Origin of the sequence: Comamonas thiooxydans, from assembly GCF_002157685.2 — a bacterium.
GTDB classification, from domain to species: Bacteria; Pseudomonadota; Gammaproteobacteria; order Burkholderiales; family Burkholderiaceae_C; genus Comamonas; species Comamonas testosteroni_H.
This window is the reverse complement of record NZ_AP026738.1, coordinates 3820203-3844170: the sequence shown is the minus strand read 5'-3', so window position 1 is coordinate 3844170 and position 23968 is coordinate 3820203. Positions and strand designations below refer to the sequence as shown.

At 62.5% G+C, this 23968-nt stretch carries 24 protein-coding genes; 10 read left to right on the top strand and 14 right to left on the bottom strand.

The window, feature by feature from the left end; genetic code table 11:
* Positions 1-112: 112 nt before the first annotated feature.
* From CTR2_RS17845 to CTR2_RS17815, 7 genes are all read right to left on the bottom strand, one after another.
* Entirely contained in the window at positions 113-1387 is a 1275-nt protein-coding gene (locus CTR2_RS17845; RefSeq protein WP_087082196.1) for an acyl-CoA dehydrogenase family protein, read from the bottom strand.
* Between the two features lie 52 nt (positions 1388-1439).
* Positions 1440-2525, bottom strand: a complete 1086-nt coding sequence (locus CTR2_RS17840) for a phosphotransferase (protein WP_087082198.1) — start codon at positions 2523-2525, stop codon at positions 1440-1442.
* Positions 2526-2778: 253 nt separating this feature from the next.
* A complete protein-coding gene (locus CTR2_RS17835) occupies positions 2779-3498 on the bottom strand; it encodes a Crp/Fnr family transcriptional regulator (RefSeq protein ID WP_034349335.1) in 720 nt (239 codons plus the stop codon).
* Positions 3499-3825: 327 nt separating this feature from the next.
* Positions 3826-4767 (bottom strand): thiamine phosphate synthase, encoded by a 942-nt coding sequence (thiE, locus tag CTR2_RS17830; protein WP_087082199.1) that lies wholly within the window; start codon positions 4765-4767, stop codon positions 3826-3828.
* A gap of 10 nt (positions 4768-4777) precedes the next feature.
* Complete coding sequence (locus tag CTR2_RS17825) at positions 4778-5581, bottom strand: thiazole synthase (protein WP_087082201.1); 804 nt, start codon at positions 5579-5581, stop codon at positions 4778-4780.
* A gap of 159 nt (positions 5582-5740) precedes the next feature.
* The gene (thiS, locus tag CTR2_RS17820; protein ID WP_087082203.1) at positions 5741-5938 is read right to left on the bottom strand and encodes a sulfur carrier protein ThiS; all 198 of its coding nucleotides are present in this window, start codon (positions 5936-5938) and stop codon (positions 5741-5743) included.
* Positions 5939-6043: 105 nt separating this feature from the next.
* Positions 6044-7138: an FAD-dependent oxidoreductase gene (locus CTR2_RS17815; protein ID WP_087082205.1), complete on the bottom strand. Its 1095-nt coding sequence runs from the start codon at positions 7136-7138 to the stop codon at positions 6044-6046.
* Between the two features lie 290 nt (positions 7139-7428).
* Here CTR2_RS17815 and thiD point away from each other — a divergent pair, with 290 nt between their 5' ends.
* Positions 7429-8301 carry a bifunctional hydroxymethylpyrimidine kinase/phosphomethylpyrimidine kinase gene (gene thiD / locus CTR2_RS17810; protein ID WP_087082207.1) on the top strand — a complete coding sequence of 291 codons (873 nt, stop codon included), beginning with the start codon at positions 7429-7431 and terminating at the stop codon, positions 8299-8301.
* Positions 8302-8370: 69 nt separating this feature from the next.
* On the opposite strand, the gene CTR2_RS17805 is transcribed toward thiD, so the two are convergent.
* Positions 8371-8844, bottom strand: coding sequence for an SH3 domain-containing protein (locus CTR2_RS17805; protein WP_003077863.1), 474 nt, complete (start codon positions 8842-8844; stop codon positions 8371-8373).
* Between the two features lie 123 nt (positions 8845-8967).
* Here CTR2_RS17805 and CTR2_RS17800 point away from each other — a divergent pair, with 123 nt between their 5' ends.
* A complete protein-coding gene (locus CTR2_RS17800) occupies positions 8968-9735 on the top strand; it encodes an ankyrin repeat domain-containing protein (RefSeq protein ID WP_087082209.1) in 768 nt (255 codons plus the stop codon).
* Positions 9736-9801: 66 nt separating this feature from the next.
* On the opposite strand, the gene CTR2_RS17795 is transcribed toward CTR2_RS17800, so the two are convergent.
* Positions 9802-11094, bottom strand: coding sequence for a purine-cytosine permease family protein (locus CTR2_RS17795; protein WP_087082211.1), 1293 nt, complete (start codon positions 11092-11094; stop codon positions 9802-9804).
* Between the two features lie 404 nt (positions 11095-11498).
* Here CTR2_RS17795 and CTR2_RS17790 point away from each other — a divergent pair, with 404 nt between their 5' ends.
* Genes CTR2_RS17790 through CTR2_RS17780 form a run of 3 tightly spaced genes read left to right on the top strand, consistent with a single transcriptional unit; the run spans position 11499 to position 13882 of the window.
* The gene (locus tag CTR2_RS17790) at positions 11499-12395 is read left to right on the top strand and encodes a hypothetical protein (protein ID WP_087084523.1); all 897 of its coding nucleotides are present in this window, start codon (positions 11499-11501) and stop codon (positions 12393-12395) included.
* 39 nt (positions 12396-12434) lie between these two features.
* Positions 12435-13022: an RNA polymerase sigma factor gene (locus CTR2_RS17785; RefSeq protein WP_087082215.1), complete on the top strand. Its 588-nt coding sequence runs from the start codon at positions 12435-12437 to the stop codon at positions 13020-13022.
* Positions 13019-13882, top strand: coding sequence for a hypothetical protein (locus tag CTR2_RS17780; protein WP_087082218.1), 864 nt, complete (start codon positions 13019-13021; stop codon positions 13880-13882). The genes CTR2_RS17785 and CTR2_RS17780 overlap by 4 nt, the downstream gene beginning before the upstream one ends.
* A gap of 75 nt (positions 13883-13957) precedes the next feature.
* Here the strand turns inward: CTR2_RS17780 and CTR2_RS17775 are convergent, their stop codons facing one another.
* The 5 genes from CTR2_RS17775 to CTR2_RS17755 all read right to left on the bottom strand — a co-directional run bounded on the left by CTR2_RS17775 (position 13958) and on the right by CTR2_RS17755 (position 17832).
* Entirely contained in the window at positions 13958-14743 is a 786-nt protein-coding gene (locus tag CTR2_RS17775) for a peptidylprolyl isomerase (protein ID WP_034358635.1), read from the bottom strand.
* 93 nt (positions 14744-14836) lie between these two features.
* Positions 14837-15103, bottom strand: coding sequence for a BolA family protein (locus tag CTR2_RS17770; RefSeq protein ID WP_087082220.1), 267 nt, complete (start codon positions 15101-15103; stop codon positions 14837-14839).
* A complete protein-coding gene (locus tag CTR2_RS17765; protein ID WP_087082222.1) occupies positions 15100-15669 on the bottom strand; it encodes a septation protein A in 570 nt (189 codons plus the stop codon). The genes CTR2_RS17770 and CTR2_RS17765 overlap by 4 nt, the downstream gene beginning before the upstream one ends.
* Positions 15670-15883: 214 nt before the next feature.
* Positions 15884-16300 (bottom strand): peptide-methionine (R)-S-oxide reductase MsrB, encoded by a 417-nt coding sequence (gene msrB, locus CTR2_RS17760; RefSeq protein ID WP_087082224.1) that lies wholly within the window; start codon positions 16298-16300, stop codon positions 15884-15886.
* Complete coding sequence (locus tag CTR2_RS17755; protein WP_140400999.1) at positions 16297-17832, bottom strand: protein adenylyltransferase SelO; 1536 nt, start codon at positions 17830-17832, stop codon at positions 16297-16299. Before CTR2_RS17755 ends, msrB begins: the two co-directional genes overlap by 4 nt.
* A 204-nt stretch (positions 17833-18036) precedes the next feature.
* Here CTR2_RS17755 and CTR2_RS17750 point away from each other — a divergent pair, with 204 nt between their 5' ends.
* The 5 genes from CTR2_RS17750 to CTR2_RS17730 all read left to right on the top strand — a co-directional run bounded on the left by CTR2_RS17750 (position 18037) and on the right by CTR2_RS17730 (position 23924).
* Positions 18037-19680 (top strand): 3-(methylthio)propionyl-CoA ligase, encoded by a 1644-nt coding sequence (locus tag CTR2_RS17750; RefSeq protein ID WP_087082226.1) that lies wholly within the window; start codon positions 18037-18039, stop codon positions 19678-19680.
* 89 nt (positions 19681-19769) lie between these two features.
* Positions 19770-20018: a hypothetical protein gene (locus CTR2_RS17745; protein WP_310220981.1), complete on the top strand. Its 249-nt coding sequence runs from the start codon at positions 19770-19772 to the stop codon at positions 20016-20018.
* A 98-nt stretch (positions 20019-20116) separates the two neighbouring features.
* The gene (locus CTR2_RS17740; protein WP_254913263.1) at positions 20117-21037 is read left to right on the top strand and encodes a DUF4123 domain-containing protein; all 921 of its coding nucleotides are present in this window, start codon (positions 20117-20119) and stop codon (positions 21035-21037) included.
* 186 nt (positions 21038-21223) lie between these two features.
* The gene (locus CTR2_RS17735; RefSeq protein ID WP_087082229.1) at positions 21224-22459 is read left to right on the top strand and encodes a branched-chain amino acid ABC transporter substrate-binding protein; all 1236 of its coding nucleotides are present in this window, start codon (positions 21224-21226) and stop codon (positions 22457-22459) included.
* 229 nt (positions 22460-22688) lie between these two features.
* The gene (locus CTR2_RS17730) at positions 22689-23924 is read left to right on the top strand and encodes a branched-chain amino acid ABC transporter substrate-binding protein (protein WP_087082231.1); all 1236 of its coding nucleotides are present in this window, start codon (positions 22689-22691) and stop codon (positions 23922-23924) included.
* Positions 23925-23968: the final 44 nt, after the last annotated feature.

The following is a 23968-nucleotide window of genomic DNA, read 5'->3' as shown; positions in this document are numbered from 1 at the left end:
TGATAGCAGATCTGCAGTCGGTCTTTCCCATGAAAAACACCCCGCAGCTTCGCTGACGGGGTGTTCTTGTTTCCGGGGCAGGAGCTGCGCAAGCCGCTCCTGCCGCCTTGCATCAGCCGCCGCGCGTGATGGGCACTTCGGCGTTCTTGCCGTAGCTGCCGTATTTGCCCAGCTCCCACTTGGCAATCGCGTTGCGGTGCACCTCGTCGGGGCCGTCGGCAAAGCGCAGCGTGCGTGCTGCGGCATAGGCATAGGCCAGCGGGAAGTCGTCGCACATGCCGCCGCCGCCGTGGACCTGCATGGCCCAGTCTATGACCTGGCAGGCCATGCTGGGGGCCACTACCTTGATCATGGCGATCTCGGTTCTGGCCACCTTGTTGCCGGCCACGTCCATCAGCCAGGCGGCTTTGAGCGTGAGCAGGCGCGCCATGTCGATCTTGCAGCGCGCTTCGGCAATGCGCTCCTGCGTCACGGTCTGCTGGGCCACGCTCTTGCCGAAGGCCACGCGGCTGCTGGCGCGCTTGCACATCAGCTCCAGCGCACGCTCGGCTAGGCCGATCAGGCGCATGCAGTGGTGAATGCGGCCGGGGCCGAGGCGGCCCTGGGCGATCTCGAAGCCGCGTCCTTCGCCCAGCAGGATGTTGCCGACGGGAACGCGCACGTTCTCGAAGTACATCTCCATATGGCCGTGGGGTGCATCGTCATAGCCCATCACGTTCAGAGGACGCGCGATGCGGATGCCCTTGGCATCGGCCGGGATGATGATCATGCTCTGCTGCGAATGCTTGGCCGCTTCTGGGTCGGTCTTGCCCATGGTGATGAAGACCTGGCAGCGAGGATCGCCGGCACCCGAGATCCACCACTTGTGACCGTTGATCACGTATTCGTCGCCCTGGCGCTCGATACGGGTGCAGATATTGGTGGCGTCGGAGGAGGCGACTTCGGGCTCGGTCATGGCGAAGGCCGAGCGGATCTTGCCTTCCAGCAGGGGCTTGAGCCAGCGCTCCTTGAGCTCGGCACTGCCGTAGCGGGCAATGGTCTCCATATTGCCGGTATCCGGCGCGGAGCAGTTGAAGACTTCGGAAGCCCATGGCACGCGGCCCATGATCTCGGCCAGCGGTGCGTATTCCTGATTGGTCAGGCCCGCGCCGTGGTAGCCCGAAGCCTCGGCGCTGTCCACGGGCAGAAACAGATTCCACAGGCCCGCGGCCTGGGCCTTGGGCTTGAGCTTTTCAATGGTTTGCAGCGGCGTCCAGCGCTTGCCGGCGGCCGTGTTGGCCTGCATCTCGTCGGCATATTCCTTTTCCGCCGGGTAGATGTAGTCGTCCATGAACTTGAGCAGGCGTTGCTGCAAGTCCTTGGTTTTGGGCGAGTAGTCGAAGTCCATGAGTGCTCCTTTTATTGTGGGACGGTCAAGTTGCGTGGTGGTGGATAAAAAGTCAGGCGCGCTGGGCAAAGGACCAGGCCAGTTCCGCCATGGGGCGGGCGGTGTCGCCCGAGGCCTTGGCCTGGGCGCTGGAGGCCGTGCCGGCCTCGACGCGCTTCGCAATGCCTTGCAAGATGGCGGCGATGCGGAACATGTTGTAGGCCAGGTAGAAGTTCCAGTCGCGCTGCAGCGTGGCCACATCGGCAATGCCGGTGCGCTGGCAGTAGCGCTGGATGTAGTCGTGCTCGGCAGGGATGCCCAGACCTGCGATGTCCAGCCCCGCGATGCCGCGGCCCAGCTCGGCCGGGATATGCCAGCTCATGCAGTGGTAGCTGAAGTCGGCCAGCGGGTGCCCCAGCGTGGACAGCTCCCAGTCCAGCACGGCAATCACGCGCGGCTCGGTGGGGTGGAACATCAGATTGTCCAGGCGGTAGTCGCCATGCACGATGGAGACACGTCCCTCGTCGCGTGCGCTGGCCGGCATATGGGCGGGCAGCCACTCCATCAGCTTGTCCATCTCGGGGATGGGCTGGGTCACGGAGGCCACATACTGCTTGCTCCAGCGACCGATCTGGCGCTCGAAGTAATTGCCGCTCTTGCCGTAGTCGGCCAGGCCGCGCTCGGCAAACTTCACGCTGTGCAGGGCCGCGATCACGCGATTCATCTCGTCGTAGATCTCGGCGCGTTGCGCAGGCGTCATGCCGGGCAGGGACTGGTCCCAGAGCACACGGCCTTCCATGAATTCCATGATGTAGAAGGCGCGTCCGATGACGGATTCATCCTCGCACAGCGCATACATATGCGGCACGGGCACATCTGTGCCGGCCAGGCCCTTCATGACACGGTATTCGCGCTCGATCGCATGGGCCGAAGGCAGCAGCTTGGCCACGGGACCGGGCTTGGCGCGCATCACATAGCTACGGCCGGGCGTGATCAGCTTGTAGGTGGGGTTGGACTGGCCGCCCTTGAACATCTCCACCTGCAGCGGACCTTCAAAGCCCTGGACATGCCGGCTCATCCAGTTGGTCATGGCATCGATATCAAACGCATGCTGATCGGAAACCGCGCGGGTGCCGACGAAATGCTCATAAGTGCTCATGCTGTCTCAGTCCTTTGTTCGATTTGTGATGGGCAAGGCGCAGCCCGCCACGCCGCACAAAAGTGCAGCGAGCGAATGCGTGAAATGGGAGTGCTGCCGCAGAACGCGGCAAGAGAGAAACGAAGGTGAAAACTGGCGCGATCCCCGCCAGAGATGCCGAGCAAGAGCCGTCTCGCGGCGATGGCATCGTCCCCCTCCCGCAAGCGCAGCGAAGCGAGAGAGGGGGAAGCGGCAAGGCCGCTCAGGGGGTGAATCAGTGATCCGTGTCTGCAATGCGCAGCAGCGTCACCCGGTCGCGCACGATGAGGCCACCCGGCTCGATGCGAATCACTTCCTCGCGCTCCATGGACTTGAGCTCCTGGTTCACGCGCTGGCGCGAGGCGCCCAGCAACTGGGCCAGCTCTTCCTGGGCCAGATGCAGGCCGATGCGGATTTCGTTGCTGTCCGACAGGCTCATCACGCCATAGCTGCGCGTCAGGTGCAGCAACTGCTTGGCCAGGCGCGCGCGCAGCGGCAAGGTGTTGAGGTCTTCCACCAGGCCGTAGAGCTGACGTACTCGGCGTGCATTGAGGCGCAAGATCGCTTCGGAAAACTCCACATGCTCTGCCAGAATGCGCTTGAAGTCCGCCTTGGAGACGCACAGCAACGTGGTCTCGCCATGTGCATAGGCGTCGTGAGTGCGCTTGTCGCCATCTAGAATCGCCACATCCCCGAACCAGATGCCCGGCTCCACATAGGTCAGCGTGATCTGCTTGCCCGTGATGGAGGTGGAGCTGACCCGCACCGCGCCACGTGCGCAGGCAATCCACTCCTCGGGCGGTTCGCCGCGAGCGCAGATGAGCATGCCATCTTTGTATCGTTTGACGTAAGCGCATCGAAGAATGTCGTGCCGCAAAGAGGGCGAAAGGGATGAAAACCAGCGACCAGAGTTGATCGCCTCACGTTCTTCCATACTAAGAATTGGCTCGTCCATGTTCTGTCTTATGCGTGACTGGTAACCGCCCCATTGTCGCGTGTGGGACCGGCTGTGCCGCAACTGCGGGGCTCAGGGTTGTCACCTGTGTGTCCGCTTTTACCGCGAACAGGGCTTGCGCCGATCAAGAAAACCCAGCAGATATGCGGTCTGCACAGCGGCTGCCAGCAAAAATGCCCGCTGGCTGCGGGCATTCAATCTTGTCATTTCCGGAGTTTCGTGCCCCAGGCATGTCCGGCACTGCTGCATTCGTTGAGCATGCAGTAAAAAAAAGCTGCCAGCACCTATATCAAGCGCTGGCAGCCATTAAGTTGGAAGTAGATGCGCTCAGGCTGCGGCCTCCATGCGCTGCAGCAGATGCTGGGCTGCTGCCTCTGGATCGGGGGCGTTGACCAGGGCGCGTACCACGGCCACCGAGCCCACGCCCGTGGCACGAACGGCGGGGAACAGGTCTTCGGAAATACCGCCAATCGCGACCAGCGGGTATTGCTGCATCAGTCGCACATAGGCCGCCAGACGCGCCAGACCTTGCGGGGCCGTCGCCATCTTCTTGAGCGTGGTCGGGAATACGGCGCCCAGGGCGATATAGCTGGGCTGGACGGCATGGGCGCGCACCATCTCGGCGTAGCCATGGGTGGAGACGCCCAAGCGGGTGCCCGAGGTGCGGATGGTCTCCAGATCGCGCTGGCCGATCACGTCCAGGTCTTCCTGGCCCACATGGATGCCGTAGGCGCCTGCGTCCAGCGCGGCCTGCCAGTGATCGTTGATGAACAGGCGTGCATGTGTGCCCTTGACGGCTTCGACAGCAGCCTTGACTTCACGGGCCACAGCGGCCTGGTCGCCGGATTTGAAGCGCAGCTGCACCGTGGGCACACCCGCACGGGCCATGCGGCCCACCCATTCGGCCGTGGGCAGCACGCCATACAGGCCCAGCTCGCGCGGGCAGTGGGCAAAGGCCTGGGCCGGGTCGGCCTTGCCGAGACCGAAGTCGCGTGGGTCGTCGGGCCAGTGGGTGGCATCGAAGTGATTGTTGCGCTCGCTCTGGCACTGCCAGGCCTGGGCCAGTGTCTGCGCATCTACGGCGATAAAGCCCAGCTGGCTGCAGGCCTCCAGCGCGGCCAGATAGGCGGGCTCCTGGCGCAGTGCGGGCGGCACGGGCTGTGGCGTCAGCTCGACCGAGTTGGCATCGTGGTGCAGCTGGGCGCCAAAGTTGGCACTGTGCTGGTGGATGATGGCTTGCACCAGGGCCTTGATTTCTGGGGAGTCCATGGGCCGGCCTTTATTCCTGATGCCAGAAAGGGGTGCCCAGCACGGGCGTGCTGGGCTGGGCTGCGTTCTGCTCTGCCATGGCGCCAGCGCGCCAGGCGGCGTGACCGGCATTGACGGCATCGGAGAACGCGCCGGCCATGGCCACGGGGTCTTCGGACAGGGCCACGGCGGTGTTCAGCAGCACGGCGTCATACCCCCACTCCATCACGGTGCAGGCGTGGGAGGGACGGCCCAGGCCGGCATCGACGATCAGCGGCACCTTCAGGCGCTCGCGCAGCATCTGCATGGCATAGGGGTTGATGGGGCCGCGGCCGGTGCCGATGGGCGCGGCCCAGGGCATGACGGCCTGGCAGCCCACGTCGACGAGCTTTTGGCACAGCACCAGATCGTAGGTGGTGTAGGGCAGGACCTGGAAGCCGTCTTTGATGAGGATGGAGGCAGCCTCCACCAGATTGAGCGTGTCGGGCTGCAGCGTGTAGTCGTCGCCGATCAGCTCCAGCTTGATCCAGGGTGTGTCGAAGACTTCGCGCGCCATATGGGCCGTGGTCACGGCTTCCTGGATGGTCATGCAGCCTGCCGTGTTGGGCAGCACGGGCACATTGAGCTTGCGCAGCAGCTCCCAGAAGCTGGCACCGGTCTCGGCGGCATTGCTGCCCTGGCGGCGCAGCGAGGCCGTGACCATGGCGGGCCTGGAACGCTCCACAGCGGCTTCGAGAATCGCCGGCGAGGGGTAGCGCGAGGTGCCCAGCAGCAAGCGGCTTTCAAAACGCTGGCCGTAGAGAACCAGGGCGTCGTCGGTGGTTTTGGTATTCATGATTTATCTATATCTCTTGTCTTTGTATCGCAATGCGCGTGAAGCCCAATGAACCTCAAACAGGCATGTGCCAAGTCAGTGACACCGAGCATGAACCGCCTCGCTGCGAGGGTGTCGTCCCCTTGGGGAAGGCGCGAAGCGACTCAGGGGGATTCATTCCTAGCCGCCAGTCACCGGAGAGATGACTTCCATCCTGTCGCCCTCACTGAGCGGATGGTCGGTGTACTGCGTCTTGGGCACGAACACCGTGTTGACCGCCACGGCAAACGGGGGCTTGGCCTGCATCTGCGCCAGCGCATCGGCCACGGTGGCATGGGCTGGCAGCTCGGTGGCTTGCTGGTTGAGAGTGATCTTCATGGCATGAAACGGAAAATAAAGCGGGTGCTAAGTTAAACCTCTGCACGACGGTGCTTGCGTGCGCCGGGGGTGCAAGTGCTGTGCGCCAAAGTTCGGGCTCGCAGCTCAGCCGCGATGCACGGCGACATCGAACTCGCGCGCCAGCGGCGAGTCGTTGTGGTCCACCAGCTCCAGCACCACGTCCAGCATGGCGGGCGAGATCATGAAGCCGTGGCGGTAGAGGCCGTTGACTTCCATGACGCGTGGCGTCAGCAGGCGCACGGCGGGCAGATTATCGGGCAGGGTGGGGCGGCACTGGGTGGCGATCTCCACAATCCGGCCTTCGGCAAAGCCGGAGTGCACGGTATAGGCAGCGCTCAGCAGCTCCAGCGTGGAGCGCACGCTGGCCGGCGACATATCGTCGGACTCGATCTCGGTCGCGCCAATCACGAACAGGTGGTCTTCCTTGGGCGCGATATAGATGGGGTAGCGCGGATGGATCAGGCGCGTGGGGCGCTGCAGCGTGACTTCGGGCGCGTGGATGCGCACCACCTCGCCGCGAATGCCGCGCAGTTGCTTCCACTGGCTGCGGGCCCCCAGGCCCCGGCAGTCGAACACGAAGTCGGGCTGGCCGACCTCACCGGGGCGGAAGTCGCCGATCTCGCGCGGGCTGTCCCAGTGCAGCTGCACGCCCAGGGCGCTGAGCTTGTCGACCAGCGCCGTCAGCAACTGGCGGTTGTCGAGCTGGCCTTCGCCGGGAAGATAGACGGCCTGGTTGAAGCGTCCCTGCAGCGCGGGCTCGCAGTCCTGCAGCGCCGCGCCGGTCTTCTCCTGCATGGCCGGCAGGCTGGGGTTGATGCGCCGGTTTTTCTCCAGCAGACCGAAAAAGCGCGCCGCATCGCCCTGATCCTGGCGGTGCCAGAGAATCAGCGTGCCGTTTTGCTGCAGGAACACATGCTGCTCGAGCTGAGCTATGAGCTCGGGCCAGCGCTTGAGTCCATGCTGGCCCATGCGCACCACGCCGGGCTCGGTAATGGCCGACTCGGCCAGCGGCGCCAGCATGGCGGCTGCCACGCGCGCCGCAGCGCCATCGCCTTGCGGGCCATGCGCGTCATAGAGGTCGATGGCATGACCGCGCTGGGCCAGGGCCAGGGCCAGCAGACGGCCCATGAGGCCGCCACCGAGAATTGCGATCTTTGAAGAAGCTTGTAGCAATGACATGTGCAAATCGTTTTCCATCCGGACACAGGAACAGGGCCATGTGCAGGACAAAACGCGGCATGCCTTGCGGCTTGTGAAACTCCCCACGCCAGCATGACCTGGATCGGGTGCAGGGGGCGCAGGGCACGGATGGTGCTCTGATGCGCAGCCGTTGGCTGGCGCAGCCCCAGGGTGTTTCTCAGTCCGCACAGGCTGCTTGCCTGCGGGACACCCCTGTTTCGTCCGTTGGACATTACAGCACAACCGCAAACAGCACGCATTGACCATGCGCATGGGCGATAATTTTTGCCATGACAGTGATTGCTTCTTCCCCCATCTCCGGCGCCGCAAAAAAGCGCTATGCACGCGTGCTCTCCATCGCCGGCTCGGACAGCGGCGGCGGCGCCGGCATCCAGGCCGACCTCAAGACCTGTGCGGCTCTGGGCTGCTACGGCATGACGGCTATCACGGCCATCACCGTGCAGAACACGCTGGGCGTGACGGGTATTCATGGCATTCCGCTGGATACCGTGCGCGGCCAGATCGATGCCGTTGTGCAGGACATAGGCGTCGATGCCGTCAAGATCGGCATGCTGGCAACCCCCGATGTGGTGAGCGTGGTGGCGGATGCGATTCGTCGCCACCGGGTCAGGAACGTGGTGCTGGACCCGGTGATGGTGGCCACCAGCGGCGATCGCCTGATCGTTCCCGAGACGGCCCAGGCGCTGGTGCAGGAGCTGTTCCCGCTGGCTACGGTGATTACCCCCAATCTGGATGAAGCAGCTTTGCTGCTGGGTCGCAACATCGAAGGCATTGGAGCGCTGGATGCGGCCGTGGCCGATCTGCTGGCCATGGGGGCGCCGGCCGTATTGCTCAAGGGCGGGCATCTGAGCGGTGATCTGGTCATGGATGTGCTGGGCCGGCAAGGCCGGCCGGCTGGCGACTATCTGCGCCTGCAGTCGCAGCGCATCGTCACCCATAACGGCCATGGCACGGGCTGCACGCTGTCGTCGGCGATTGCCTCCTTCCTGGCCCAGGGGCTGGCGCTGGAGGCCGCAGTGACCGAGGCGCGCCGCTATATTCTGGGTGCCATCGAGGCAGGAGCCGAGGTCTATACCGGCCAGGGCCATGGCCCCCTCAATCACGGCTATGCGCCACGAGCGCAGCTGATCGTCGAAGGCTGATTGCCGCCGGCGCCCGCAAAAAAGGCCTGCAGCTGCAGGCCTTTGCTTTGGGTGTTCGTGTTGTAGGGCTTACCAGCCCCAGACCAGATTCTTGGCCACCCAGCCGCTTTGGCCATTGCTGCGCTGGACCTGGGCCCAGCTGCCTTGCTTTTTCAGAGTCTGCAGCACCTCATGCTGCTCCAGCTTGCCTACCCGGTTGTGTTTCTGGCCGGGGCCGGAGCGCAGATTGGCCGTGCGCGCCGTCACCACCATGTGCGGGCTCTTGCTGGTCAGCGGAGCGTGGACCCAACCTAGCGTCGACTCATAGTCCTTCACGCGCAGCCACTGGCCCTTGCGCTGGGTGACTTGCAGCGGATAGCCCTTGCTCAGTTCCCAGAGGGTTGCGGAGCGGGTGTTGGGCTGCTCGCGCACATTCACGGTCTTGCCCTTGATGCTGACAAATTCCTGGGCTTGTGCGAGGGCCGGCAGCAGGCCGGCGGTGAGCGCACCCAGCGCGATCAGGCTTGAAGTGGCGGCGGTGCGGATCCAGCGGTTGCAAGGCACGAGGCAGATTCTCCTTTTATCGATTGAAAACAGGCTGTAACCCTCATCGGACTTGCGTGGCTAGCTATAGTTCCTGTAGAAAGCTGACAGGGGCTGAACGCCCGACAGCCATGAAGGAATGCCATGAACCAGCCAACCAGCGCCTATGGGCGCGCCTCGTTGACGACTCGATTGACGCTTGCATTGACAGCTCTGGCAGCAGCGACGCTGCTGACCGCCTGCCAGAGTAGGGCGTCGGCGAATGCTCCGGCTGCAACACCTGCCGCTGCTGCGGCGGCAAAGGCGGGGGACCCGCAGATGCTGGGCCAGCAATTGCTGGCCGCTGCCGCGCAGGGCGATGCCGTGGCGGTGCGCAACCTGCTGGCCGGCAACGCGCCTGTCGACGTGCAGGACGCCCGGGGCAATACCCCGTTGCTGCTGGCCACGGCTGCCAACCATATCGAGGTGGCGCGATCGCTGCTGATGCATGGTGCCAGCCCCAATATCCAGAACCAGATGCAGGACAGCTCCTATCTGCTGGCCGGCGCGCAGGGCCGGCTGGAGATTGTGCGCATGACGATCTCCTATGGCGCCGATCTCAAGAGCACCAACCGCTATGGCGGCACGGCCCTGATTCCGGCTTGCGAGCGCGGCCATCTGGAAACCGCCCAGGCGCTGATCATGGCTGGTGTGGATGTGAACCATGTCAACCGGCTGGGCTGGACCTGCCTGATGGAGGCCGTGGTGCTCAGCGATGGCGGGCCGCGCCATCAGGCCATCATCCAGGCCTTGATCGACGCGAAGGCGGATCTGAATCTGCCCGACAAGGATGGGGTGACGGCCCTGGCCCATGCACGCCAGCGCGGGCAGAAGGCCGTGGTGCAGCTGCTCCAGGCCGCGGGCGCTAGGTAAGTAATAGAGAAAATGGCTGAAGCGCTCTGTTAGAGGGCGCTTTTCGCTATTGATTTTGATTTTTTATCAGGCGGCAACGGAGCGAGGCTGCGGCTGGCGTGTGGCGACTGCCGCCGCAAAGGTCAGCGCCAGCGTGGGCAGTGCCGAACCCAGGGCCGTGCTGACATAGGGCAGCAGGTGATAGAAGGCAATGCCCAGCACCCAGATGGCCACGGCATCCCAGCGCACGGCGGGCGCTTTTTGCATCAGTTGCACGGCATCGGTGCCAAAGGCCAGGCGCCCCAGCATCACGCCGAACAGCGGCACAAAGCAGGAGCTGAGCAACAGCAGAAACGGCTCCAGGCTGTGCATGGGCAGCACCATGGCCAGTGCCGTGCACAGGGCCGCGATCAGCAGGCCCCAGCGGCGAATGCTCCAGCGCGGTTGCAGGCTGTGGGCCGACATGGCACCCGAGTAGGCATCGCCATAGGCGTTGTCCACCTCGTCGATCAGAATCAGCGACAGGGCAATCAGCCCGCCCTGGGCCAGCAGCAGGGCCGTGACCAGGTCTTCGCTGGGCAGGGTCAGGGCCACCAGCACGCCCAGGGAGTAGCACCAGATATTGGCCAGGGCAAAGCCGGTCCAGGCGCCCGTCAGCGCGGACTTGCCGCTTTTGCCGTGGCGCGCATAGTCGGCCACCAGTGGCAGCCAGCTGATGGGCATGGCGATCACCAGATCGACAGCGCCGAGCATGCTCATGCCGCCCGCACCCTCGCGGGCCAGCAAGTTGCCCAGGCCGGTGGCGCCGGCCATTTTGAGGAATTGCCAGCTCAGCCACAGCAGCGAGGCAATCACCAGCGGCAAGGCCACGCGCGAGATGATGCGGCGTACCAGGGTGGTCATGGAGCCGCTCATCAGCAGCAGAATCACGCCACCCCAGAGCAGCGTGGCCAGCCAGGGCCAGTAGGCGGCGCCCATGGTGCCGCTTTGCTTACCCAGCGCCACGGTGGCGTCGCGCATCACCACCAGCTCGAAACTGCCCCAGCCCAGCAGCTGGATGATGTTGAGCACGATAGGCAGTCGTGCGAAGTGGCGGCCGTAGACGCTGTGCATCAGCCCGGCGCTGGACAGGCCGCTGTCGCAACCCAGCTTGCCCACCCAGCCCAGCAGGCCGGCGCCGATCAGCGAGCCGATACCGATCGCGATCAGCGCATGCAGCGGGCTGAGCGCTGGCAGCAGATAGGCCCCCATCTGCATGACCAGCAGGCCCACGCCCAGACTGAACCACAGCGAGGCATGGTCGCGCCAGGCAAAGACGCGCTCCTGGGCCGTCACCGGGGCCAGGGCCCGATTGGCCGATGTGGAAGAAGATGAATTCATGAATGCTCCGCCAGAAAAACGAAGCAGGGGCCGCATGGTTGGCGCGGCAGGCCATCAAAGACATGGCGAGTCGCGGTCTGACACCTTGGACAGCTTCCCTGCGCGAGGATGATCTCGGGCAAGCGGTCGTCAAGACACCGCTTGCGCAATCAGGTTCAAAGGGACTCTCTCAGCCCTGACCGGTCATGGTCAGGACACCCCCAGCATTGCTGCCTGCCTTGGGCCGCAGCGAGCGCGATTGTGCCAGACATGCCGCGTCGGGGCAGAACTGCAGCGCAAAGCTGTGTTGCAAATGCTTGCAAATCAGGGCGCCTGTCCTGACCCCGTTGCGTCTGCTGCTGCGTTTCAGCCTCCGACAAGTTTGTTTCATGCCGCTGTGGCTGTATCTTGAGGAGGCCTTGTCCATGTTGTCTGTCCGTATCGAACCCCAGGTTCCAGGTTTCTTGCTGTCGCGCGGTCGTCTGCTGCGCGCTTCGCTGCTCTGCGCTGCCGCGCTGGCGCTGGCCGCGCCGGCCTCGGCCTGGACGCGTGGCAACCACAAGCTGGCCCAGGTCAGCATCATCGAACGTGCCACGGGCCGGGTACTGCCCCAGTACAGTCACGAGGGGGAGCTGTGGGTGGTGGGCCGTCCCGGTGCCAACTATGCGGTGCGCATCCGCAACCTCGAGAGCCGCCGCATCATGGGCGTCATCAGCGTCGACGGGGTCAATGCCATCAACGGCCGCACGGCGAGCTCTCGCGCCGAAGGCGGCTATGTGCTGGATGCGGGCGACAGCTATGACGTGCGGGGCTGGCGCAAGAGCAATGACAACGTGGCCGCGTTCTACTTCTCGCAAAGCGATATGTCCTATGCCGCCAGAACCGGCAGGCCGCAGGATGTTGGCGTGATCGGGGTCGCACTGTACCGCGAAAAGCTGCCCGAGCCAGCTGCCTACCAGGGGCCGCTCCATGAGCCCGAAGCCTCGGTCGGCGCCTCGTCGGCTGAATCTGCGGCGGCGGATGTCGCTGTGCCGCAGGCCGCCAGCAAGAGCCGCAGCGCCGAGCGTCGGGCACCATCGGCCTCGCCAGCCCCCTCGCTGGGTACGGGCCATGGCGCGGTGGAGCGCTCGCAAGTCACCCAGGTGGACTTCGAGGCCGATACAGACCAGCCCCGGCAGATGGTGCGTATCCGTTACGACAGCTATGCCAATCTGGTCGCCAGAGGCGTCATTCGCGAGCCTCGTCCACGGCCGACCCAGCCGCGCGCGCCCAATCCTTTCCCGGGGGACAACGGCTTTGTGCCGGATCCACCCCGCAACTGAGTTGAATGCGCCGTCGTCGGAGTTTGCATAATCGCAGGCATGCTTGCACCGTCGCTTGCCCAAGCCCAACCCGCCGATGAAGCCCTGATGTGCAGCTATGCCGCAGGGCAGGCCACAGCTTTCGAGACGCTTTATTCCCGGCACAGCCTGCGCATATGGCGCTATTTCTATCGAAACACCGGCGATGCGGCGCTGGCCGACGATCTGGCGCAGGACCTCTGGTTTGCCGTGGTGGATAGCGCCGCCCGTTATGGGGTGCGCAGCAAGTTCACGACCTGGCTGTTCACCATGGCGCACAACCGCCTGGTCGATCACTGGCGCAGGCAGCGGCCGGGCATCAGCCTGTCGGCAGACACGCCAGAGTCCATGCGGCTGGCCGAAAGCCTGTTTGCGGCCTCGGGCTTCGAGCCCGAGCAGCAACTTGATCGCCAGCTCATGGCCCAGGCCATTCTGTCTGCACTGGCCCGGCTCCCGGCCGAGCAGCGCGAGTGTTTTCTGCTGCAGGTCGAGGCTGATCTGACGCTGGCCGAAATTGCCCAGGCCACCGGCGTTGCCGAGGAAACGGCCAAGAGCCGTTTGCGCTATGCGCGTACCAAATTACGCGCCGCGCTGGAGGAACTGGCATGAATATGCACCCCGAAAACCCGTCCGGCGACGACAAGCCCGATGCGCTGCGCGAGCTCTACCACGAGGCTGTGGCAGAGGACCGTGGCCCCAGTGTGCAAAGCAGCGCTGCCATCCTCAAGCGCGCACGCCAGCGCGCGGAAGGTGTGGGGCAGGAGCCCACGGAGCCTATGGACAAGCCTGCAGCCAATGACCGCTTCTGGCTGCGTCATGCGCTGGGCGGATTGGCGGCAGTCGGACTGGTGGGCTGGCTGATGCTGCAGCATGCCGCTTGGTGGCGTGGCCCGGACAAGGAGGGCGAGCGAGATTCCAGGGCCGAAGCAGTCGTCCAGCCAGCTGAATCGCAGCCGGCTCCGGCCGTTGAGGATGCGGATCGCGCCGCCGTGGCGGAATCGGCTCCGAGCGCAGCGGCGCTGGCGCAGAAATCCACGGAAAAAAAGACTCGAATCCAGGCAAAGAAAACACCAGAAGCTATGGATATGGAAGCATCTATAGCTGCATCAGCCCCTGTGCTGCGGCCAGAGGCTGCTCCGGCCTCGGGTGCGGCAGCCTCTGCCAGACTGGCGCGCTCCGCAAAGCCGGCTGCCGAAGCGCCATCCCGCAGCGATGAGACCACAGAATCTGCTGCCACGGCGGAGGCCATGGCGCCGCAGATCTCCAGGTCAAGCGCGCAATTGCCGCTATGCCCCTTGACGGCTGAGGTGCATGGCAACACGCAAGCTGCAAAAGAGGGGGCAGACAAAGCCTCTGGCATCGCAGGCAAGCCCCAGGATTGCCGCCCGCGAAAGCATGGGGAAACGCAGCCGGATGATGCCAAACCTGGGCAGAATGCTTCTAAATATATAGCGGATCCGCCGCAATGAGACAAAAAAAGCCCGCTTGACGCGGGCTTGGGTGATGGTCTGGCCAGTACTTTTGGGTACTGACGTTAGATCATGTTACTGGATTTTTGCGCTTTTGCGCAGCTGATCTTGGAACTGCTGCTCTTTTTGCTGCTGCAGCTGTTGCGTGATCTGGGGTTTGACATCTTCAAACTTGGGCATTTCGGCCTGACGCTCGTCATCCATGCGGATGATGTGCCAGCCGAACTGGCTCTTGACGGGCGCGTCGGTCATCTCGCCCTTCTTGAGCTTGATCAGGGCTTCGGTGAACTCGGGTACGTAGTTGTTGGGGTTGGCCCAGTCCAGATCACCGCCACGGGCACCCGATCCGGGATCCTTGGATTCCTTCTTGGCGATGTCTTCAAACTTCTTGCCGGCCTTCACCTCGGCAATGATGGCCTTGGCGCGGTCTTCGGATTCCACCAGGATGTGGCTGGCCTTGTATTCCTTACCGCCATTGGCAGCGACGAATTTGTCGTACTCGGCCTTGGCTTCGGCATCGGTCACGGGGTTCTTCTTGCGGAAGTCGTCAAACAGCGCGCGGATCAGCACGGTCTGGCGTGCCATTTCCATCTGCTGCTTGTAGGCTTCGGAGCCGGCCAGACCGCGACGGTTGGCTTCCTGCATGAAGATTTCACGCGCGATGACTTCATCCTTGATCATCTTTTCCATCTCGGGCACAACAGGCTGGCCGCTGGCTTCGATCTGGGTCTTCAAGGCATTGACGCGGGCCATGGGAACGGCCTTGCCATTGACGATGGCCACATTCTGGGCCGAGGCGGACAGGGCGGCTGCGCCCAGAACAGCGGCGGCCACGATGCGGGCCAGTTGCTTTTGTTTCATGCTCATTCGAGTTGTGATTGAGAAAAGTGAGTGAAGTTCAGTCCATACGCAACAGGCTCCCGTCAAGGAGCCTGTGGTCAGAACAGTGCGTTCTCAAAGTACTTCAATGGCGATGGCATGAACACCCTGGTCAATGAAGTCTTGCAGTGCATCATACACAAGGCGGTGGCGTGCCACGCGGGTTTTTCCATCAAAGGCAGGGCCGGCGATGCGCACGCGAAAATGCGTGCCCACACCGCTGTCGTTGGCTCCGGCATGACCGGCATGCTGATAGCTCTCGTCGATGACTTCGAGTCTGGTCGGGGCCAGGCGCTGGCGCAAGGCGGCGTCCATGGCTTGGGCACTGATGGTCAGGCTCATGGCTGCTTGTCCTTGGCTTCGGCCGCGTTGGGCACGCCGTCCTGGGGCAGGTAGCGGCTCATGTAGATGGCTTGCGCAATCACGAACACCACCATCAGTCCCATGCCACCAAACAGCTTGAAGTTGACCCAGGTATCGGTGTCGAAGTTATAGGCTACCCAGATGTTGAGTCCGCCCATGGCGGCGAAGAAAGCGGTCCAGGCCCAGTTGAGCTTGAGCCAGATGGCGTCGGGCAGTTGCAGCTGCGCGCCCATGACGGAGCGCAGCAGGTTCTTTTTGAACACCAGCTGACCGATCAGCAGCGCACCGCCCATGAGCCAGTACAGCACCGTGGGCTTCCATTTGATGAAGTTGTCGTCATGGGCCAGTAAAGTGGCGCCGCCGAACAGTACGATGACGCCCAGGCTCATCCATTGCATGGGCTCGATCTTGCCGGTCTTGAAGCGCAGATAGGCGATCTGCACCACGGTGGCGACAATGGCCACGGCTGTGGCGGTGTAAATGCCCCAGACCTTGAAGGCCACGAAAAACAGGATGATGGGAAAGAAATCAATCAGCAGCTTCATGCGCGAAATGGTAGTCGTTCTGAAATTCAGACTGCGTAGCAGCGGCAAGGTTCCCGGTGCTGCGAGCAAAGCCGCATCATGCACCAAAGCCCAGGTCATACTGTGAGCAAAGCCTTGTGCGCCGGACGGAATCAGCTATCAAAGCTGATACGCAACGCCAGCGCAGCAAGCCCGATTGGAAGCGTAGCCCTTGCTGCCCAAGCCTTGGCAGCTCTTATTTTTGGGGCTCGTTCTGGAAATCCAGCGAGGCCGAGTTCATGCAGTAGCGCAGGCCGGTGTCGGTGGGTCCGTCGGGAAAGACATGGCCCAGATGAGCTCCGCAGTTGCTGCATACCGTCTCGGTGCGCACCATGCCGTGGCTGCGGTCCACGATATTGGTGATGGCGCCGGGCACGGCCTGGTCAAAGCTGGGCCAGCCACAGCCGGCGTCAAACTTGGTGTGGGAGTCGAACAGCTTGTTGCCGCAGCATATGCAGTGGTAGCTGCCATCGGCCCAGAACTGCTCGTATTTGCCGGTGAACGGCCTTTCGGTGGCTGCGTGGCGTGTGACCTGGAAGGCCGCGGCTTCGGCACCCTTGTCCTGCAGCAGGGCTTGCCATTCTTGGTCGGATTTCTGGACAGGAAAGCTCATGATGAACAGCTGATTTCAATCGAGGAAGCCCAGTCGGGCGGGAAGCCGGCCCAGTCGGCGTGGTCCGGGTGCGATTCATAAGGCGCTTGCAGCACCGCCAGCATTTGCTGCACAGGCGCAAAGTCGCCTGCCTGGGCGGCGCGAATCACGGTCTCGCCCAGATGGTTGCGCAGCACAAAGCGCGGATTGGATTTTTGCATCAAATCGAAGGCTTGCGCTTGATCCACTTGCGCCAGTTGCTCTGAATAAGTGAGTGACCAAGCATCAAAGCTGGCGCGATCCAGAATGATGTCACGCAGTGGCTCAAAGTCAATTTTCGTTTCCTGCCTCTGTGCAACTGCATCAGTCAGGCGGCTGAAGAAAATGGTGTAGTCCACCTTGCTGTCTGCCAGGATCTGCAGCAGCGGGTTGACCAGCTGCGCAAAGCGGCCTTCGGTGGCAGGCGTGCCGGCCTCGTTCTCGGGCAGGCCCAGCTTGGCCAGCATCTGGCGCGCATAGGCGGCGGGAAAGACGGTCTTGTACGACTCCAGCGCTGCAATCGTCAGTTCTTCGTCGCCGATCAGCGGCAGTAGGGCCTGGCCCAGGCAGTAGAGATTCCAGTAGGCCACCTGGGGCTGGCGGTTAAAGGCATAGCGGCCCTGGCTGTCGCTGTGGTTGCAGATATGGCCGGGGTCGAATGCGTCGAGAAACTGGAAGGGGCCGTAGTCGATGGTCAGGCCCAGAATGCTCATATTGTCGGTATTCATCACACCGTGGCAAAAACCCACGCCTTGCCACTGGGCCATCAGCCGGGCAGTGCGTTCGCTCACGGCCTGCAGCAAATTGGCGTAGGGGTTTCCGTTCAGTGCAGCGGCCGTACGACATTCCGGGTAATGCTGGTCTATGACCAGGTCGGCCAGGGCTTTGAGTTCGGTCAGCATGTCGCGCGCGGCGAAATGCTCGAAATGGCCGAAGCGGATGAAGCTCTCGGCCACACGGGTCACGACGGCGGCGGTCTCCATGGTCTCGCGTGCCACGGGCAGGGGCGAGCCCGTCAGCGCCAGCGCTCGCGTGGTGGGAATGCCCAGAGCTGCCATCGCTTCGCTGCAGAGAAATTCGCGAATCGACGAACGCAAGACCGCCCGGCCGTCGCCCATGCGCGAATAGGGGGTGCGGCCTGCGCCCTTGAGCTGGACTTCAAAGCCCTGCTCAGTCTCGCCCAGCAGAATGGCACGGCCATCGCCAAGCTGGCCGGCCCAGACGCCGAACTGGTGGCCGCTATAGACAGTGGCCAGCGGCTTGCTGTCACTATGGCCCTGAGTAGTCAGAGCATTGCCGCTGAGGATTTGCAGCGCTTCGGCGCTGTGCAGCCATTCGGGGTTCAGACCCATCCAGCGGGCCGTGCTGGTGCTGGTGGCAATCCAGTGCGGCTCGGGTACGGGCGTGGGTTGCAGATAGGTGAAAAAAGCCGGGCCCAGGGCTTCGAAGCGGCCGGGCTTGCGCCATTGCGGGGCAGGGGATTCGCTCATGCAATCATTGTGCTTGAGCAGCATCAAGGACAGGGTTTGCAGGGTTGTTGAGCCGGTTTCCGTTGGAGGGCGGCCTAGGTTTTTCCCTGAGTGCGCGCACATCGTTCAGAGGGAGGATGTGGACAAAGGTCGCCAAGGTTACGCATTGGTGACAGTCCTCAGATGACGGCCCGGAAGCCCGCGCTAGGATGCTTCCCGATCATCACAACGATATCCAGGAGACTGCCAATGTTGGGTCTGATGCAAAGCCAGCCGCTGTTGATTTCTTCCCTGATCGAGTTTGCCGCTCGCAACCATGCCGATGGAGAGATAGTCTCCCGCCGTGTGGAAGGCGATATCCACCGCTATACCTACAAGGATCTGGCGGCGCGCTCGCGTCAGCTTGCCAACAAGCTCGATGCCATGGGCCTGGCCCAGGGCGACAGGGTGGCCAGTCTGGCCTGGAATGGCTATCGTCACATGGAGATGTATTTTGGCGTCAGCGGCTCGGGCCGGGTGCTGCACACCGTCAATCCGCGCCTGCACCCCGAGCAGGTCGCTTGGATTGTCAACCACGCCGAAGACAAGGTGCTGTGCTTTGACCTGACCTTTTTACCCATCATCCAGGCCGTGCATGCCAAATGCCCGCAGGTGCAGCAATGGGTGGTGCTCTGCGATGCAGACCGGCTGCCGGCAGACAGCGGCATTCCCGGCCTCGTCAGCTACGAGAGCTGGATTGCGGGCCAGTCCAATCAATACCGCTGGCCGCAGTTTGACGAGAACACCGCCTCCAGCATGTGCTACACCAGCGGCACCACGGGCAACCCCAAGGCCGTGCTCTACAGCCACCGCTCCAGCACGCTGCACGCCTATGCTGCAGCGCTGCCCGATGTGATGTGCCTGTCGGCCCGTGATTCGGTGCTGCCCGTGGTCCCCATGTTCCACGTCAATGCCTGGGGTCTGCCCTATTCGGCGGCGCTCACGGGCTGCAAGATGGTTTTTCCGGGCCCGGCGCTCGACGGCAAGTCGGTCTATGAGCTGATCGAGTCGGAAGGCGTGACCTTTGCTGCTGGCGTGCCCACCGTCTGGCAGATGCTGCTCGGCTATATGAAGCCGGGTGGCCTACGTTTTTCCAAGCTCAATCGCACGGTGATCGGCGGCTCCGCCTGCCCGCCAGCCATGATCACGGCCTTCCAGGACGACTACGGCGTGGAGGTGCTGCACGCCTGGGGCATGACGGAGATGAGTCCGCTGGGCACGCTGTGCACGCTCAAGAACAAGCATCTGGAACTGCCCAAGGAAGAGCAGATGAAGATCCTGCAGAAGCAGGGGCGCGCGATCTATGGTGTGGAGATGAAGATCGTCAACGATGCCGGCGACGAGCAGCCCTGGGATGGCAAGAGCTATGGCGACCTGCTGGTGCGCGGCCCCTGGATCATCGACAGCTATTACAAAGGCAGCGGCAACCCCCTGGTGCGCGGGGCTGACGGCCACGGTTGGTTCCCGACGGGGGATGTGGCGACGATAGACCCCGACGGCTATATGCAGATCACCGACCGCAGCAAGGATGTGATCAAGTCCGGCGGCGAATGGATCAGCTCCATCGATATTGAAAACATCGCCATGGCCAACCCGGCCGTGGCCATGGCGGCCTGCATAGGTATGCCGCATCCAAAGTGGGACGAGCGTCCCATTGTGGCTGTGGTCAAGAAGCCCGGCGCGGAAATCACGCGTGAGGAGCTGCTGAAGTTCTATGAGGGCAAGACGGCCAAGTGGCAGATTCCCGATGATGTGGTGTTTGTGGAAGCTATTCCGATCGGTGCCACAGGCAAGATGCTCAAGACCCGTCTGCGCGAGGAACTCAAGGACTACCAACTGCCCACGGCGGTCTGAGCGGCCCCCGGCCAGGCCAGAGCAAAGCCATCATCGTGAGATGATGGCTTTTTTGTCTGTGCCTCTTCTGGCGCCATTGGTTGACATCCATGCCTTCAGCTTCCGGTTTTTGCGACTGCTCGCCACCCTCGATATCGGATGGTGGTCGTGCCCACGACTTGCCGCGGCGCCAGCTTCTCGGAGCCGCCTTGCTGGGCGGGCTGGGTGCATGGAGTCTGCCTGCAGCAGCCTGCGGGTCAGAGACTGTCGCCCCGGCCGCACCGCGCAATGTGTGTCTGGAATGTCTGGCACGCCGGGCACAGCAGCGCTCAGCCTTTGTGAACAAGGAGTTGCCATGAGCGCCGGGCCGCTGTGGCCGCAAACAAGGCCTGCACGCAAGAGCTAGCCTCTGCGCTGGTCGCAGCTTAATTCGACCGGCAAGCCAGCAGGCAAGCCCTTGCAGCTGTATCTGTTGCTGGATGCGGCGCAGAACAGTGACTTGTTGGCACAGGTGCCGGAAATCGGTGCCGAGGCCTTGTTTGCTTTCACGCGCGCGAGCAAGGAGGGCAAGCTCAGTCCCTGGTTGGTACACCTCGGCAGCACTGCTCAGGCCTTGAAAAGGCCACAGCAGAATTTTCTCGAGGCCGTGCTCGATGTGGTGCAGGCCAGCCCTTGTGCCAGCTTGCTGGCAAGCGAGTGCGAGATGCCGGTGCTGCTGGCCCATCTGCGCCTGGTCATGGATCCAAGACTGCCTGGCGGCGACGGCAGCTATCTTGCCTTCTGGGACCCTGCCGTGCTGGCGGCCTTGCTCGGACAAAGCGATCCGGACACGCAAACCGGCGTCGAACCCGTGCTGCGCCCCGCCCAGTGCCTGGCCTTGCTGGGTCCGGTTGCACGCTGGTGGTGCTGGAGTCGATCGGGCCGGTTGCATGAATATGCGGTGGCTGATTTTGCCGGGCCTGCGGCGCCCCTGCCACTTCAGTTCAGCACCGCTCAGGTCGATGCGTTGGTAAAGGGCAATGTGCCCGATCTGCTGATCTATTACCTGAATCTGAACCAGGTCCATCTGCGCGACAGATTGCCGCCGCTGGCAATGCATTGGTTTGCGCGTCAGCAACTGGAATTTGCGCGCCGCCATGGGCTTGCTGGTACGCGCGATCTGCTCAACTATCTGTGTCTGGCGCTGATTGCAGGAGCACGCTTTGATCAATTGCCCGGAGTGGCCGAACTGCTGGCCAAGGTCAAGGCCGGCAGGCTGAGCTTCGACGAGTTGATGCGCGATATAGGCCCGCTTCTGGAGGATAGGGAACTGCCGGAACCGCAGGTGCTGACCAGCTCCAGCGGCCTGCCGCTGACGGAAAGCCAGTTGCCGCTCTAGGCCGCTGAATCGGATAAGTCTCTGCATTTTTATAGGCGGGCGCCGGCAGCTATTGTTTTGGGAGCTTCGGCCTGAGGTAAACCCTGCAGTCGCCAAAGTGATATGCGCTAGGGCAACCCCCAGGCTGCAGGCGCTGGCTTGCCCTTTAGTCTGGGCGTCGCTCATAACCACCAACGGAGACGCTCTATGAAGTTTGCAATCAAGGCTTTGACAGCATCGGTGATCCTGGCGTGCGCGGGGAGTGCGATGGCGCAGAAGGGTGAGACCGTCAAGGTCGCCTGGATTGACCCGCTCTCGGGCCTGATGGCAGCGCTGGGATCCAATCAGCTCAAAAGCCTGCAGTACGTGGCCGAGGAAATCAACAAGAGCAGTGCTTCGGGGGTGAAGTTCGAAATCATCGGCATCGACAACAAGCTCAGCCCGCAGGAGACCACGGCCGCGCTGCGTTCGGCCATGGACCAGGGCGTGCGCTATGTGTTCCAGGGCAATGGCTCGGGCCCGGCGCTGGCCATCATGGATGCGCTGGAAAAGCACAATGCGCGCAACAAGGGCAAGGAGGTCGTGTTCCTCAACTATGCGGCGGTGGACCCGGACCTGACCAACAGCAAATGCAGCTACTGGCATTTCCGCCTTGATGCCGATACTTCCATGAAGATGGAGGCCTTGACCACGTATATGAAGGACGTACCCGAGATCAAGAAGGTCTATCTGATCAACCAGAACTACTCGCATGGCCAGCAGGTGTCCAAGTACGCCAAGGAGATGCTCAAGCGCAAGCGCCCCGATGTGGAAATCGTGGGTGATGACTTCTCTCCGCTGGCCCAGGTGCGCGACTTCGCGCCCTATGTGGCCAAGATCAAGCAGTCGGGCGCAGACACGGTGATCACGGGCAACTGGGGTTCGGACCTGGCGCTGCTCATCAAGGCCGCCAACGATGCGGGCCTGAACAACGTCAAGTTCTACACCTATTACGCCATTGCCACGGGCGCTCCCACGGCCATGGGTGCGGCGGCGGCCGGCAAGGTCTATATGGTGGGCTACGGCCACCTGAACATGCCCGGCGCCATGGACAAGATCGTCAAGGGCTTCAAGGCCAAGGTCAACGAGGATATGTACACCGGCACCGTGTACACGGGGCTGAACATGCTCGATCAGGCTTTTGCAAAAGCCAAGACAACCGATCCGGTCAAGGTCGCCGCGACCATGGAGGGCATGAAGTTCCAGAACTACAACGGCGAGGTCGAGATGCGCAAGACCGATCACCAGCTGCAGCAGGGCCTGTACATCGCGCGATGGGAGAAGGCCGGCGGCAAATACCCCATGGACTCCGAGAACACGGGTTATACCTTTGCTCCCGTGAAGTACTTCGAGCCCTATGTGGCCAGCACCCCCACCAGTTGCCAGATGAAACGCCCCTCCTGAGCGGGGAGGCGGGATCGATATTCGGGGCGCCCTGGTGGCGTCCTTTTTTATTCCCTGGTTTCATTCGTCTGCAAGTGCGAGCAGCTGTCGCACAAGTGTCGCCAATTGCCGCGAATCGGCCTTGGAAGTCGCATGCGTGATAGTTCCTAAGGCTTTCCCCAGCGGGAAAAAGTCTACCGACCGGTAGATTGTCGGCAGTCGCTAGCAAAAACAATGAAAGGAGACAAGTATGAAATGGGTTATGCGTGCGGTGGCCCTCTCGGCTATGGCTGTGAGTGCAGGTGGTGCATGGGCTCAGAAGGGTGAAACCGTCAAGGTCGCCTGGATTGATCCCTTGTCGGGTCTGATGGCTGCCGTGGGAACGAATCAGCTCAAGACTTTTCAGCTGCTGGCGGAAGAGTTCAACAAGAAAAACGCCTCGGGCGTGAAGTTCGAGGTCGTGGCGCTGGACAACAAGCTCAGCCCGCAGGAGACCACGGCCGCGCTGCGCTCGGCCATGGATCAGGGCGTGCGCTATGTGACGCAGGGAAATGGCTCGGGACCGGCGCTGGCCATCATGGATGCGCTGGAAAAGCACAACAATCGCAACAAGGGCAAGGAGCTGCTCTATCTGAACTACGCGGCGGTGGATCCCGATCTCACCAACAACAAATGCAGCTACTGGCATTTCCGTCTCGATGCCGATACCTCCATGAAGATGGAGGCATTGACCACATTCATGAAGGACGATGCCGAGGTCAAAAAGGTCTATCTGATCAACCAGAACTACGGTCATGGTCAGCAGGTGTCCAAATACGCCAAGGACCTGCTCAAGAAAAAGCGCCCCGATGTGCAGATCGTGGGTGATGACTTCTCTCCGCTGGCCCAGGTGCGCGACTTTGCACCCTATGTGGCCAAGATCAAGCAGTCGGGGGCCGATACGGTGATCACCGGCAACTGGGGAGCGGATCTGTCGCTGCTGCTCAAGGCCGCCAATGATGCGGGGATGAACAACGTCAAGTTCTATACCTACTATGCCTTCGGTCCTGGGGGGCCTACTGCCATGGGCGCAGCGTCCGAGGGCAAGGTCTATACCGTGACTTACGGGCACTACAACATGGGTGCGCCGATTCAGGCCAGCATGGAAAGCTTCAAGAAGAAGTTCAATGATGATCTGACGCAAAGCTCCATCTACCATGTGTTCGCCTTGCTGGATGCAGCCTTTGTCAAGACAGGCTCCACCGACCCGGTCAAGGTGGCGGCGGCACTCGAGGGCATGAAGCTCAAGAGCTTTAACGGCGAGGTCGAGATGCGCAAGAGCGACCACCAACTGCAGCAAGGCCTGTATATCTCCAGGTGGCAGAAGGCTGGCGGCAAGTTCCCCTATGACGCGGAAAACACCGGTTACACCTTCGCCCCCGTGAAGTACTACGAGCCCTATGTGGCCAGCACGCCCACCAGTTGCCAGATGAAGCGTCCGTCCTGAATCAGGCTCACTCTCCCTCGTGCTGCAGCATCCGTACCCACAAG

Coding starts and splice junctions, on each gene's coding strand:
- CTR2_RS17770 (WP_087082220.1), bottom strand. CDS start 15,103: ATGAGCCTGACCATCAGTGCCCAAGCCATGGACGCCGCCTTGCGCCAG.
- msrB (WP_087082224.1), bottom strand. CDS start 16,300: ATGAGCTTTCCTGTCCAGAAATCCGACCAAGAATGGCAAGCCCTGCTG.
- CTR2_RS17790 (WP_087084523.1), top strand. CDS start 11,499: ATGTTGTCTGTCCGTATCGAACCCCAGGTTCCAGGTTTCTTGCTGTCG.
- CTR2_RS17845 (WP_087082196.1), bottom strand. CDS start 1,387: ATGGACTTCGACTACTCGCCCAAAACCAAGGACTTGCAGCAACGCCTG.
- CTR2_RS17780 (WP_087082218.1), top strand. CDS start 13,019: ATGAATATGCACCCCGAAAACCCGTCCGGCGACGACAAGCCCGATGCG.
- CTR2_RS17840 (WP_087082198.1), bottom strand. CDS start 2,525: ATGAGCACTTATGAGCATTTCGTCGGCACCCGCGCGGTTTCCGATCAG.
- CTR2_RS17785 (WP_087082215.1), top strand. CDS start 12,435: ATGCTTGCACCGTCGCTTGCCCAAGCCCAACCCGCCGATGAAGCCCTG.
- CTR2_RS17745 (WP_310220981.1), top strand. CDS start 19,770: ATGCCTTCAGCTTCCGGTTTTTGCGACTGCTCGCCACCCTCGATATCG.
- CTR2_RS17755 (WP_140400999.1), bottom strand. CDS start 17,832: ATGCTGCTCAAGCACAATGATTGCATGAGCGAATCCCCTGCCCCGCAA.
- CTR2_RS17735 (WP_087082229.1), top strand. CDS start 21,224: ATGAAGTTTGCAATCAAGGCTTTGACAGCATCGGTGATCCTGGCGTGC.
- CTR2_RS17730 (WP_087082231.1), top strand. CDS start 22,689: ATGAAATGGGTTATGCGTGCGGTGGCCCTCTCGGCTATGGCTGTGAGT.
- CTR2_RS17795 (WP_087082211.1), bottom strand. CDS start 11,094: ATGAATTCATCTTCTTCCACATCGGCCAATCGGGCCCTGGCCCCGGTG.
- CTR2_RS17835 (WP_034349335.1), bottom strand. CDS start 3,498: ATGGACGAGCCAATTCTTAGTATGGAAGAACGTGAGGCGATCAACTCT.
- CTR2_RS17765 (WP_087082222.1), bottom strand. CDS start 15,669: ATGAAGCTGCTGATTGATTTCTTTCCCATCATCCTGTTTTTCGTGGCC.
- CTR2_RS17800 (WP_087082209.1), top strand. CDS start 8,968: ATGAACCAGCCAACCAGCGCCTATGGGCGCGCCTCGTTGACGACTCGA.
- CTR2_RS17750 (WP_087082226.1), top strand. CDS start 18,037: ATGTTGGGTCTGATGCAAAGCCAGCCGCTGTTGATTTCTTCCCTGATC.
- CTR2_RS17775 (WP_034358635.1), bottom strand. CDS start 14,743: ATGAAACAAAAGCAACTGGCCCGCATCGTGGCCGCCGCTGTTCTGGGC.
- CTR2_RS17815 (WP_087082205.1), bottom strand. CDS start 7,138: ATGTCATTGCTACAAGCTTCTTCAAAGATCGCAATTCTCGGTGGCGGC.
- thiE (WP_087082199.1), bottom strand. CDS start 4,767: ATGGACTCCCCAGAAATCAAGGCCCTGGTGCAAGCCATCATCCACCAG.
- thiS (WP_087082203.1), bottom strand. CDS start 5,938: ATGAAGATCACTCTCAACCAGCAAGCCACCGAGCTGCCAGCCCATGCC.
- thiD (WP_087082207.1), top strand. CDS start 7,429: ATGACAGTGATTGCTTCTTCCCCCATCTCCGGCGCCGCAAAAAAGCGC.
- CTR2_RS17825 (WP_087082201.1), bottom strand. CDS start 5,581: ATGAATACCAAAACCACCGACGACGCCCTGGTTCTCTACGGCCAGCGT.